General features: G+C 48.7%; 12 protein-coding genes. 5 read left to right on the forward strand and 7 right to left on the reverse strand.

Features of this window, described 5'->3' with window-relative positions:
* From groL to ACWA6V_RS09470, 4 genes are all read right to left on the reverse strand, one after another.
* Positions 1–1,547 (reverse strand): chaperonin GroEL (groL, locus tag ACWA6V_RS09455; RefSeq protein WP_449522254.1); only part of this gene is annotated, 1,547 nt, incomplete at its 3' end.
* 81 nt (positions 1,548–1,628) lie between these two features.
* Positions 1,629–1,919: a co-chaperone GroES gene (locus ACWA6V_RS09460; RefSeq protein ID WP_310073334.1), complete on the reverse strand. Its 291-nt coding sequence runs from the start codon at positions 1,917–1,919 to the stop codon at positions 1,629–1,631.
* Positions 1,920–2,194: 275 nt separating this feature from the next.
* Positions 2,195–2,746, reverse strand: a complete 552-nt coding sequence (locus ACWA6V_RS09465) for an FxsA family protein (protein ID WP_449522255.1) — start codon at positions 2,744–2,746, stop codon at positions 2,195–2,197.
* Positions 2,747–2,777: 31 nt separating this feature from the next.
* The gene (locus ACWA6V_RS09470) at positions 2,778–3,800 is read right to left on the reverse strand and encodes a DUF481 domain-containing protein (RefSeq protein WP_449522256.1); all 1,023 of its coding nucleotides are present in this window, start codon (positions 3,798–3,800) and stop codon (positions 2,778–2,780) included.
* A 162-nt stretch (positions 3,801–3,962) separates the two neighbouring features.
* Here ACWA6V_RS09470 and ACWA6V_RS09475 point away from each other — a divergent pair, with 162 nt between their 5' ends.
* Positions 3,963–4,295 (forward strand): MGMT family protein, encoded by a 333-nt coding sequence (locus ACWA6V_RS09475; RefSeq protein WP_449522257.1) that lies wholly within the window; start codon positions 3,963–3,965, stop codon positions 4,293–4,295.
* Positions 4,296–4,357: 62 nt separating this feature from the next.
* Entirely contained in the window at positions 4,358–5,665 is a 1,308-nt protein-coding gene (locus ACWA6V_RS09480; protein WP_449522258.1) for an AmpG family muropeptide MFS transporter, read from the forward strand.
* 66 nt (positions 5,666–5,731) lie between these two features.
* Here ACWA6V_RS09480 and corA read toward each other — a convergent pair whose 3' ends face one another.
* Positions 5,732–6,679: a magnesium/cobalt transporter CorA gene (gene corA / locus ACWA6V_RS09485; protein WP_449522259.1), complete on the reverse strand. Its 948-nt coding sequence runs from the start codon at positions 6,677–6,679 to the stop codon at positions 5,732–5,734.
* A 135-nt stretch (positions 6,680–6,814) separates the two neighbouring features.
* Entirely contained in the window at positions 6,815–7,747 is a 933-nt protein-coding gene (gene lpxL, locus ACWA6V_RS09490) for an LpxL/LpxP family Kdo(2)-lipid IV(A) lauroyl/palmitoleoyl acyltransferase (protein ID WP_449522260.1), read from the reverse strand.
* A gap of 179 nt (positions 7,748–7,926) precedes the next feature.
* On the opposite strand from lpxL, the gene ACWA6V_RS09495 reads away from it, so the two are divergent.
* Positions 7,927–8,241, forward strand: coding sequence for a hypothetical protein (locus ACWA6V_RS09495; RefSeq protein WP_449522261.1), 315 nt, complete (start codon positions 7,927–7,929; stop codon positions 8,239–8,241).
* 47 nt (positions 8,242–8,288) lie between these two features.
* Here ACWA6V_RS09495 and grxD read toward each other — a convergent pair whose 3' ends face one another.
* Complete coding sequence (gene grxD / locus ACWA6V_RS09500; protein ID WP_310075925.1) at positions 8,289–8,606, reverse strand: Grx4 family monothiol glutaredoxin; 318 nt, start codon at positions 8,604–8,606, stop codon at positions 8,289–8,291.
* 228 nt (positions 8,607–8,834) lie between these two features.
* Here grxD and ACWA6V_RS09505 point away from each other — a divergent pair, with 228 nt between their 5' ends.
* Together ACWA6V_RS09505 and ACWA6V_RS09510 are read left to right on the forward strand one after the other, a co-directional pair.
* Complete coding sequence (locus ACWA6V_RS09505; RefSeq protein WP_449522262.1) at positions 8,835–10,370, forward strand: ATP-binding protein; 1,536 nt, start codon at positions 8,835–8,837, stop codon at positions 10,368–10,370.
* Complete coding sequence (locus ACWA6V_RS09510; RefSeq protein WP_449522263.1) at positions 10,367–11,029, forward strand: response regulator; 663 nt, start codon at positions 10,367–10,369, stop codon at positions 11,027–11,029. Before ACWA6V_RS09505 ends, ACWA6V_RS09510 begins: the two co-directional genes overlap by 4 nt.
* The last annotated feature ends 171 nt before the right edge of the window (positions 11,030–11,200 follow it).

Genomic DNA, 11,200 nt, shown 5'->3' on the forward strand with positions numbered 1-11,200 from the left:
ATGATCATCAAACCAGCGATGCAACCTGCTGCCTGCAATGCAGAGCGAGTTACTTTGGCTGGATCGGGGATACCCATTTCCAACATGTCGCCGAATACGCCAGTAGCAGCGTTGTAGCCATAGTTGCCAGAACCCTTCTTAACTTGGTCAGCAACAACAGATGGCTCATCACCAGCGTTGGCAACGATTTGACGCAAAGGAGCTTCCATTGCGCGACGTGCAATCGAAATACCCGCATTTTGGTCTTCGTTGTCGCCTTTCAGGTCAGCGATTGCGGCAACAGCGCGCAGCAATGCAGTACCACCTCCAGGAACCACACCTTCTTCTACCGCAGCACGGGTAGCGTGCAGGGCATCTTCAACGCGCGCTTTCTTCTCTTTCATTTCCATTTCGGTAGCAGCGCCAACTTTGATTACCGCAACACCGCCAGCCAATTTAGCCACAGGCTCTTGCAGTTTTTGGCGGTCGTAATCTGAAGAAGTTTCTTCGATTTGCACACGAATTTGTTGTACGCGCGCTTTGATTTCTGCCGCGTTACCAGCACCATCAACAATTGTGGTGTTGTCTTTGTTCATGGTGACGCGTTTTGCAGTACCCAAGTGTTCCAGAGTTGCACTTTCCAGATCCAGACCCACTTCTTCAGAGATCACAGTAGCACCAGTCAATACAGCGATGTCTTGCAACATTGCTTTACGACGATCACCGAAACCAGGTGCCTTCACAGCAGCCACTTTCACGATGCCGCGGATGTTGTTAACAACCAGAGTTGCCAGCGCTTCGCCTTCAACATCCTCCGCAACGATTACCAGCGGCTTGCCAGATTTGGCAACGCCTTCCAACACAGGCAACAATTCGCGGATGTTAGAGATTTTTTTGTCGACCAACAGGATGTAAGGATGATCGTGTTCAACGCTCATGTTGTCTTGATTGTTGATGAAGTAAGGAGACAGGTAACCGCGGTCAAACTGCATACCTTCTACTACATCCAATTCGTTTTCGAGGCTGGTGCCTTCTTCAACGGTGATCACACCTTCTTTACCTACTTTGTCCATAGCTTCTGCAATCAAAGCACCGACAGAAGTGTCGCTGTTGGCAGAGATGCTGCCCACTTGCGAAATAGATTTGCTATCAACACATGGCTGCGCGATTGACTTAACGTGAGCAACTGCAGCAGTGATTGCTTTGTCGATACCGCGTTTCAGATCCATCGGGTTCATGCCGGCAGCAACAGATTTCAAACCTTCGTTGACGATGGCTTGTGCCAATACAGTTGCAGTAGTAGTACCGTCACCTGCGTCGTCAGAAGCGCGCGAAGCAACTTCTTTCAACATTTGAGCGCCCATATTTTCAAACTTGTCTTTCAAGTTGATTTCTTTGGCAACAGAAACACCGTCTTTAGTCACGGTAGGAGCGCCGAATGACTTCTCCAACACTACGTTACGGCCTTTCGGGCCAAGAGTTGCTTTAACTGCATCGGCCAGAATATTTACACCAACCAACATACGTTGACGTGCGTTATCACCAAATTTCACATCTTTAGCTGACATATCTTTAATTCCTACAATCTTGTGTTAACACCAGGAAGCCGACTGAATGCGACTTCACGTTAAATTCTTTAAGGCTGTGGATTACACCAGAACCGCTTTGATATCGGACTCGCTCAGGATCACCAGCTCTTCGCCATCGATATTGATGGTATCGCTGCCTGCATACTTACCGAACACCACAACGTCGCCTACTTTTACATCCAGAGGACGCAATTCACCGCTTGCCAGTACACGGCCATTACCAACGGCCAGCACTTCACCTTGATTCGGCTTCTCTTTCGCAGCACCGGACAGGATGATCCCGCCAGCGGTTTTGGTTTCTTCTTCTTTGCGACGAACTACAACACGATCATGCAACGGACGAATTTTCATGGAACTTTGTCTCCTAACAAAACAGATTGAACGAGCTTGGAACCGGGCTTTCACCGCCACCCTCAGGGTATGGAAAAAGCATTGCGGCTCCGCGTGATGACATATAGGGACGGCCGGAAAAGTTTCAAGGCCGTCCATTAAAGCCACCAATTTTAAGGAGCTAGCCCCTTAAATAGTGACCAAAAAGCGGTGACCAAAAAGTGGTGACACCTATCTGGGGCTGGGTTTGGGGATTTCAACAGAGGAAGGTTTAATTTTGTCGAAAGAACGCTGATTTATTCGCTTTTGGGGGCTTTAGGCGTTGGTGATTCAGGCTGTTGGTCAATTAGCACACCGTTAATGGCTTTATCAGTATCGGTTTGAGCCGAACCTTGATGCTCGTAGACATTACCGGTTGCGGAGGTAAATGAGCCAGACTTGAATGGATCAGCCCCAAAACCTGCCGTTTTAAAACCACGCGCGCTGGCACTCACCGCAATTTTTGCCAACCAACGCTTGAGCAGCAGTCTGCGTACTAGCGGGATAAAACAGAGCAGCGCCATTAAATCGGTAATGAACCCCGGAATGATCAACAACACAGCCCCCACAGCCTTGAAGAGTCCATCCGCCAGGGTTTGGGCTGGCATAGCGCCGCCGCTACGCACATTTTGCGCCGCTTGCAGCATGCTCGACGCGCCCAGATAGCGGAGCAAATTGATACCGAGAACAATCATCGCCACCAGCCAGAGGATCACCGCCAAGGCACCCACTTCCCCGCCGATTTCAATCATCAGCCAGAGTTCCAATACCGGTAAAAGCACAAAGACAGGAAAAAGAGGTATGCGCATCAATCAAACCCATAGTCGTGGAACCGGCAGTTTACCACTTGTAACTCACGCCCAGTGACATACGTGTATCTTTGCCTTTGCGCGCTGGTTGCGGCTCGCTATCCAACCAATAATCAATTTTGAATTCGGAATAGATACGCTTGAGAATCATCGAACTTAATCCGGTGGTGGTCTTCATCCGCCAATTGGGCTCATCCTCTGTCGATTGCAGCATTTCATTGTTATGAAAAAAACCAACACCCAAAGGCAAGTTATAACGAAAATCAGTGGCAAGACGCAGAGCCATAAAGGAATCTTCTTCCGCAAAATCACCGATCAAATCGGCGGGGAATACATAGCGTTCGTCCATGTAAGCCAAGCCACTCTTGAGCGACAACGCCGAACCAGATGTTTCAAAGAATTGATAGCCCGCCCCTGTGCCCAGGCTTTTGTATTTAGCCATACCCCGCTGTGGATCTGCACCGATCAGTGCACCGTTATACCAAAACCAATGGTCACCCAAAAACCAATCGAGTGAATAACGGGTATTCCAACGTTCCTGCGGTGCAGAATAAAACCAGGACGAGCGCGCGTATTCAGCGCCCGCCACATGGCGGACATCACTGCGGCGAAAATCCATCTCGCTCTGTAAATTCCATTCATCGCGCACTTCATTGCCGCGCGCGTAGGCACCCCACAAATTCAACCGCCCGTGATGCACATAGGCGCCTTTTTTATAATCCTCGTAAGGCAACAGGGTTTTTATGGTTAACAGTGATGTGCGTTTGCTGCGCGATGATTTTTCGCATTGATAAACCAGCTGCTCCGCTTCCATTCTTTCCAACAAGCACGCGGATTTGCTGCCATTGATTTTGAGTGATTTACTTGAAGCGATATTCTTGATGTTGGTTTTTTTAATCCACTGCTCGCCGAAATGGGTGGATTTCCACACCAAGTGCTCACCATCAACACGCACCAGCTCACCTTCAAGCCGATCACCGTTACGCAACTCCACCACACCGGCGTGCACGCCAGCACTCAGAACTAGAATAAAAACGATGAAAATATACTTCACAAGTGACCTGTTCCGGTTTATCAACTGACCTATGTCAATTAAAGTGACCGCATCACCATCGAGCAACGCCAAAAATGTTAATAGTGTTAATTTAGGTTAGGCTTGGGTTTATTCCGGTAAGCGCGGGTTTAGCAAGATCAATTTACAGGCATATGAGTCAATATGGCATCAACTCCAGCGAGCACCACATCTGCAACCAACCGGGAAGCCATTTATCTGGCGCTGATGTCGATTCCCGCAGGCAAGGTGGTTACGTATGGGCAACTGGCTACCCTCGCCGGGTTACCCGGTGCAGCGCGCCTCGCGGGAACCGTGCTGTGTGGATTACCGGAAAACACCGAACTGCCCTGGCACAGGGTGATTAATGCGCAAGGAAAAATTTCGCTGCCGCCCGACTCGGCCGCGTATAAAAAACAATGTCATCGCTTACAAACAGAAGGCGTAGATATAAAAAATGGAAAAATCAGTTTGCGTATTTATGGTTACAATAATTAACCGCAATTTTAATACCGCAATTTCTTATCACTATTGCTGAAACAGTACTGAACTAAAAAATTATGACTCCAACTGCGCAAGCATCACCCGAACAAAATAACTACAAAGGCTGGCGTGGTATCAAGCGCGCGTTTGCTACTCCCTCCGCCCTCACCATGCTGTTTTTAGGTTTTGGTTCTGGCCTGCCCTTTTTATTAGTAGGCGTTACGCTCTCCACCTGGTTGCGCGATACCGGAGTCGCACTGAGTGTGATTGGCTTAATTAGTTACGCCAGTTTTTTTTATGTGCTGAAATTTTTGTGGGCACCATTAATTGATCGCTATCCGCTGCCCTTTTTGGGCCGCCGTAAAGGGTGGTTGGCACTATCTCAAGTACTGCTTATTGTTGCGCTCGCGAGCATGGCAATAATGGGGCCAGAATCATCGCTGCTATTGTTTGTCGCACTTGCAGGAGTTGTTGCGTTTGCGGGCGCTACGCAGGACATAGTGATTGATGCCTATCGCATTGAAGTAGCTCCACTGGAATCGCAAGCTGCACTCGCGGCGACCTATATTTTGGGCTATCGCTTCGGGTTGATCATATCGGGCGCCATAGCCCTTTATTTAGCCGAGCTCACTGGCTGGACGACGGCCTATTTAATAATGGCAGCTTGTATTTTGCTGCCTTTGGTGGCGGGCTTAATATCCAAAGAACCCGCCGCACAAGAATTAATTGTGCGCGAAATTCGTTTGTGGGATGCGTTTATAAAACCCTTTCAGGAATTTTTTTCACGCAATGGTTTTTGGCTCGCGCTGGCGTTGTTGGCGTTTGTGGGATTATTTAAATTGCCCGACCAAATGATCGGTGTACTGGCTGGACCGTTCTATCTAGACTCAGGTTATACCAAAGCCGATATAGCCACAGTTTCAAAAGTGTACGGCGTGTGGATTGGTATCGCGGGCGCATTTTTGGGTGGTATATGCATCGCGGCATTTAGTTTGCGTTCAATGTTGGTGCTTGCCGCACTGGCTGTATCTGTCTCGAATGTTGTCTACTTATTAATGGCACACAACCCCGGTGAGAACTGGGCCTTTTTTGCCACAATCAGTGCAGACAATTTATCGCAAGGCTTTGCAGGTGTTGTGTTGGTGGCGTTTATGTCGAGCCTGACCAACCGCAATTTCACCGCAACACAATATGCGCTACTCGTGTCACTCGCGCACTTGCCCGGTAAATTTATTGGCGGCTTGTCAGGCTACATAGTGGAAGCCAGCAGCTATTCCACTTTTTTTATTATGAGCACTTTTTCTGTCATACCTACACTGTTATTGCTAGCTTGGATCTGGCATCGCATTCAGGGCGAAAATCAGCGACAAGACAGAACCCAATAACGCACACACCATAAAAAACCGCAGCAAGTATTCGCAGCGGTTTTTTTTGGCCCATGCCCTGAATATCTAAAGCCAATCTTTGCGCTTGAAATACCAGTAAGGCAGCACTGCCGATAGCAGCATCAAGAGAACCGCCACACCAAACCCGTATTTCCAGTGACTGTGCGGGATAAACTCAAAGTTCATGCCGTAGGCGCTGGCAACCACGGTGGGTGGCAGGAAGACCATTGCGGCGATGGAGAAAATCTTGATGATCTGGTTTTGTTCGATATTGATAAAACCTTGGGTCGAGTCCATCAGGAAGTTGATCTTGTCGAACAAAAAAGCGGTGTGCGACATGAGTGTATCCACATCGCGCTTAATCTCTCGTGCGGTCTCCTGCAGCTCAAAGGATTCGCGCAGGTGGCGTTGCAAAAAGGAAATCGAACGCTGTGTATCCATCAGGCAAAGGCGGATTTTCCCGTTGCTGTCCTCCAATTTGGCGAGTTGATCAATCGCATCTTCCAACTCTGCATCGGCATCTTCCAACACCATATGACTAACTTCTTCCAGTTTGCGATGAATATCTTCAAGGGCGTCAGCGAGGTTTTCCACTTTCTGCTCAAACATGGTCACCAGTAGATCTTGCGGTGATGTCACATGCACCTGGCCAGCGCGGGCCCGCATACGCAGCAAACGGAAATCAGCAAGATCGCCGTCACGCACAGAGATGAGACGCTTTTCCTGCAGGATGAACGCAACGGTTGCCGTGCTATGACGGCCTGACTCACCGGGCGCTAGAAAAAGGGAGTGGACATGGATGCCGACACCATCCTGAAAATAGCGCGCGGAGAACTCAATTTCCTCCACATCATCGGACTCAGGCAGCTCGGCGCGCAGGAAAGTATTTAACTCCTCACGCTCTTCATCGCTTGGCTCGCGCGCATCAATCCAGAGCGCAGTATTCAATGCCAGCTTGGTATCATCTTCGGACTGTTTGTCTTCACGCAGGGTATTACCTTGAACTTTAAACATTCTTAACATCGGTGTTTATCTCCTAAAGCTTCAAGGTTTGCGGTGGGTCGCGCGATTTGGCGGCTTTATAGCATAGGCCAATTAAACTTAACCTATTTTATTAAGTTTTCACGGTAAATGCTTTCCGGGGAAGCATCACTTCTTTTTCTTATAGAGGCCTGGCTCCCCTGGAGGGCGGGTTTTAAAGCGGCGATGTACCCAGAGGTATTGGTCTGGCTTCACACGCACCATGTCTTCGATAATTTTGTTGATGCGCGTTGCATCGACCACATCATCACCCGAGGGAAAGTTGTCGAGTGGTGGGCCAAAGATCAATTTGTAGTGGCCATTGTCTTCACGGTAATGGGCATAGGGCAAAACCACCGCGCGCCCTAATTGCGCAATACGCGCAGTACCCAACACCGTCGCTGCCGGGATACCAAAAAACGGGGCGAATACACTTTGGTCCTTGCCGTAATCCTGATCAGGCGCGTACCAGACAGCTTCCCCCTGGCGCAGTTTTTTAATCAGCTGGCGCGTGTCGCTAAACACAATGGCAGAGGTCAGGTATTTTTCGCGTGCCTTGATCAACTCATACGCCAGGAGCGGATTAGGATCTTTGCGATACAACATGTGCGCCTCAGCGTGATAAGCAAATACACGCCCGGCCGGATCCATGGTCGTAAAGTGGCATCCCACCAGAAGCGCGCCCTGGCCATTTGCCTTTGCCGCCGCGAGATGCTCCAACCCTTCAACGTTGTGGCGATCGCGTAGCTTGCTCTCTTGTCCCCAGAGCGCCATGGCCGATTCCATGATACTGATGCCGCAATTGCGTATTACACCATCGACAATTTTCTTTTGCGCCTGCGCATCCAACTCGGGAAAACAGAGCGCGATATTGGTCTCCGCAATCCGGCGGCGGGACGGCGCCAAAAGGTTAAATAACACACCGATAAACCGGCCAATCGCAACATTGAACGATACTGGCAAGAGTGCACAGATACGGAAGAACGCCAACAGCAACCAGGTTGGCCAGTAGCGCGGACCATAAAATGACGAATGAAACTCGGGTGAACTATGTTTATCCAAGGTATCTACTCACACAGGAAAAGGACGTCGCACAGCGCGATGCTTGATGGGCGCGAATTATAGCAATCGCTTTACAACGACGAGTAGCAGAAAGGTGTAACCAGGGTGAAATGTACTTCAAACGGCAAAGGTGCCCGGTTTCTGCTAAGGTTAGCCAGCCCCAATATTGAGCCCTTATTATGCAAATTCGTCAGGTATCCGCTGCGCTGGATCACAAGCTTGCGCAACTGGATCAACAACTCAAGAAACTTGAACAACAGCGTGTACAACAAAACAGCAGCGAGCCGAACTCGCAATTAGAACAAGATATTCTCGCGCTCCAGCAAATTCGCACCAAACTGGTCAAATCCAAAGACATTGCCTGGCGCGCACACCAACTGCAACATCAAAACGACGAACACAGCCGCGCACGCCAGCGTGTTATTGGTTTATCGCTCTGTGTATTCAGTGTGATAGGTGCAGGGGTGTTGTTATATCTGGCATTACAGCAATAGCAGGCAATAGGTCGGTCACCGCTAGATAGGCAACCGACCCGAGGGTATTAGCCGGCAACAGCAGCGTCAATCAAAGGCTTCAACTCACCTTTTTCATTCATCTCGGTGATGATATCGCAGCCGCCGATCAACTCGCCTTTCACCCACAATTGTGGAAAGGTTGGCCAGTTGGCAAATTTAGGCAATTCAGCGCGAATCTCCGGATTGCTCAAAATATCCACATAAGCAAAGCGTTGGCCGCAGGCCATTAACGCCTGGGACGCGCGCTGCGAGAATCCACATTGAGGCGCGCTGGGCGAACCTTTCATATACAGAATCACATCGTTTTCGCTGATTTGTTGTTTGATCGTATCTAACACGTCCATCTTATCTACCTCGATATTCAGTATGGGCTATTCAATAGGGAGCTGGTTAATTGGGGGCAATCGGAATAAACACAACCGGATATATCCGAGTATTTTGCTCAAGTATTGCCATTTTACCCCAGCCAGCACCGGCAGGCCAATCTCATGCGATTGCCAAATCGCTGTTTTTGCATATTCTGTCAGTAATAGTTCCGCATTCTATCCATTAAAAAAGGGTTATCCACCGCTGTGAAGTTTAATCTGCGCATCCAAGTATTTTTAGTTTTTGCCTGTTTTGCCGTGCTGCTAACGGGCGGATTATTTATGTATTCACGCTTGAGTTTTGAGCGCGGATTTAATCATTACATGGAGCAAAAAGAAGCCTCGCGCAATGCCCGGCTAATCATGGCGCTGGAGCAGCACTTTACTTACAACGGCAATTGGGATGCGTTTAAAGTAAACCCGCATTATTGGGAATTATTTGTGTGGCAATACAGCGCCAACATGCGCCAGCGCGGTGAGCGCCCTATTCCCTTTCCCTTTCCGCCCGAATTGGATACACGTATCGATGGCGGCGATGAAGACCGCAATGACCGCAGCGCATTTCTAATTCGTAAAAACGCTCAGGATGCACGCCGGGACGATAGGCGAGGACCTGCCCAACCGGATGATTTTTTACGGCATCAACCTTACAAGCGTTTTATTCTTTTGAACCACAAAGAAAAAGTCATCAGCGGGAAAAAATGGCGCAATGAAACCTACTTTTTCAGCGATCTGTATATCAATATCGATGGCCACAAAAAATTAGTGGGTTATCTCGGTACACCCTTGAACCCTGCACTGCGCGACCTGCGCGATAACGAATTTGCCAAACGCCAACAAAATCATTTTTTGTTAATGGCGATGGTTGCACTGTCCATCGCATTGGCCTGTGCAATTCCGCTCTCCTATTTACTCACACAGCGCGTAAAAAAATTGGCAACGCATGTACAGCAGTTGAGTAAAGGGGAATATCAACAGCGGCTATCCACCAAAGGGCAGGATGAAATTTCAACCCTCGCCGAAAACCTCAACCACTTGGCGCATACACTCAACCAAACCGAACAAGCGCGCAAACGCTGGGTGGCCGATATCTCCCATGAACTGCGCACCCCATTGGCCGTACTCAAAGCCGACCTTGAGGCGCTAGAAGACGGCGTTAGAAAATTTGATGCAAAAGCCATTACCCGCTTGCAAAAACACGCTGCGCGTCTCGCCAGTCTGGTAAATGATTTATACCAACTCTCACTCACCGACATAGGCGCAATGAGCTATCGCAAGCAGGAGTGCGATATCGCAGAAATCATCGAAGAATTAAGCGTTTCCCTGCAAGACAAGCTGATTCAAAACGGGCTTGAACTGGAACGAACACTGCCGAAAAACCCAGTGATGGCATTTGCTGATCCCGAGCGGTTGCATCAACTCTTTTTGAATTTATTTAACAACAGTATTAACTACACTGAAGCACCCGGAAAAATCCGTATCGCTTTATCCGCTGATGCAAGCCAGGCAACTTTTGTGATTGAAGACTCAGCCCCCGGCGTTGATCCGGCGCTGCATGAAAAACTGTTTGAACGTTTGTATCGCGCCGAATCCTCACGCAGCCGTGAAACTGGCGGCGCCGGTTTGGGTCTGAGTATTTGCCGCAACATCGTCGAAGCTCACGCCGGACGCGTCAGCATTGAAACCAGCGAACTGGGCGGATTAAAAGTATCCGTTTATTTACCACTACAGGAATCTGCATGAACATTTTAATTGTTGAAGATGAAATTGATTTAGGCGAAATTTTGCAAGACTACCTCACCAGCGAAGGTTTTTCGGCAACACTGGTGAGCGATGGCGAACTGGGGCTACAAAAAATATTGACTGAAAAATGGGATTTGGTATTACTTGATTTAATGCTGCCCAAGCGCGATGGTTTAAGTATTTGCCAGGAAGTGCGCAAAACCTCGCAGGTGCCAATTATTATGACCACCGCCAAGGTGGAAGAAATTGATCGCTTGATTGGTTTGGAGCTGGGCGCTGATGATTATATTTGCAAGCCATTTAGTCCACGCGAAGTCGTCGCACGCGTAAAAGCCGTGTTGCGCCGCAGCAATAAAAGTGAAGAACAACAGGAGGAAGGACTGCGCCTGGACAAAGAGCGCCAGTACGCGTGCGTGGGCGATCAATGCGTCGAGTTGACCAGCATTGAATTTCGCATTCTGGAAACATTGCTACTCAACAAACAGCGGGTTATCTCGCGCGATTTATTATTGAAAAACGCCTACACCGATCATCGTGTCGTCAGCGACAGAACTATGGATTCCCACATCACCAAACTGCGCAAAAAATTACAACCTATTTGCAATGAAGATATTATTCATTCGGTCTACGGAGTGGGTTATCGGCTGCAAATTTCCTGATGAATTTATCTTAAAGAAGCCATGGAAGGCATTACACTACGTCTCTCGAAAATGTCTCAACCAACGGCTTTTTTGCACTTCATGCGGCATTTTTTACACCAAAAACTGACTTGCATAATCTTTCCACAGTTCTTCCTGAATCCTTTCACAATCCTGCAAGCATTCATTTTC

The organism is Cellvibrio sp. (genome assembly GCF_053579595.1).

Bases quoted from the DNA above. Each gene is read 5' to 3' on its own strand.
- ACWA6V_RS09460 (WP_310073334.1), bottom strand. From the start codon at position 1,919: ATGAAAATTCGTCCGTTGCATGATCGTGTTGTAGTTCGTCGCAAAGAA.
- ACWA6V_RS09465 (WP_449522255.1), bottom strand. From the start codon at position 2,746: ATGCGCATACCTCTTTTTCCTGTCTTTGTGCTTTTACCGGTATTGGAA.
- ACWA6V_RS09475 (WP_449522257.1), top strand. From the start codon at position 3,963: ATGGCATCAACTCCAGCGAGCACCACATCTGCAACCAACCGGGAAGCC.
- ACWA6V_RS09480 (WP_449522258.1), top strand. From the start codon at position 4,358: ATGACTCCAACTGCGCAAGCATCACCCGAACAAAATAACTACAAAGGC.
- corA (WP_449522259.1), bottom strand. From the start codon at position 6,679: ATGTTTAAAGTTCAAGGTAATACCCTGCGTGAAGACAAACAGTCCGAA.
- ACWA6V_RS09495 (WP_449522261.1), top strand. From the start codon at position 7,927: ATGCAAATTCGTCAGGTATCCGCTGCGCTGGATCACAAGCTTGCGCAA.
- grxD (WP_310075925.1), bottom strand. From the start codon at position 8,606: ATGGACGTGTTAGATACGATCAAACAACAAATCAGCGAAAACGATGTG.
- ACWA6V_RS09510 (WP_449522263.1), top strand. From the start codon at position 10,367: ATGAACATTTTAATTGTTGAAGATGAAATTGATTTAGGCGAAATTTTG.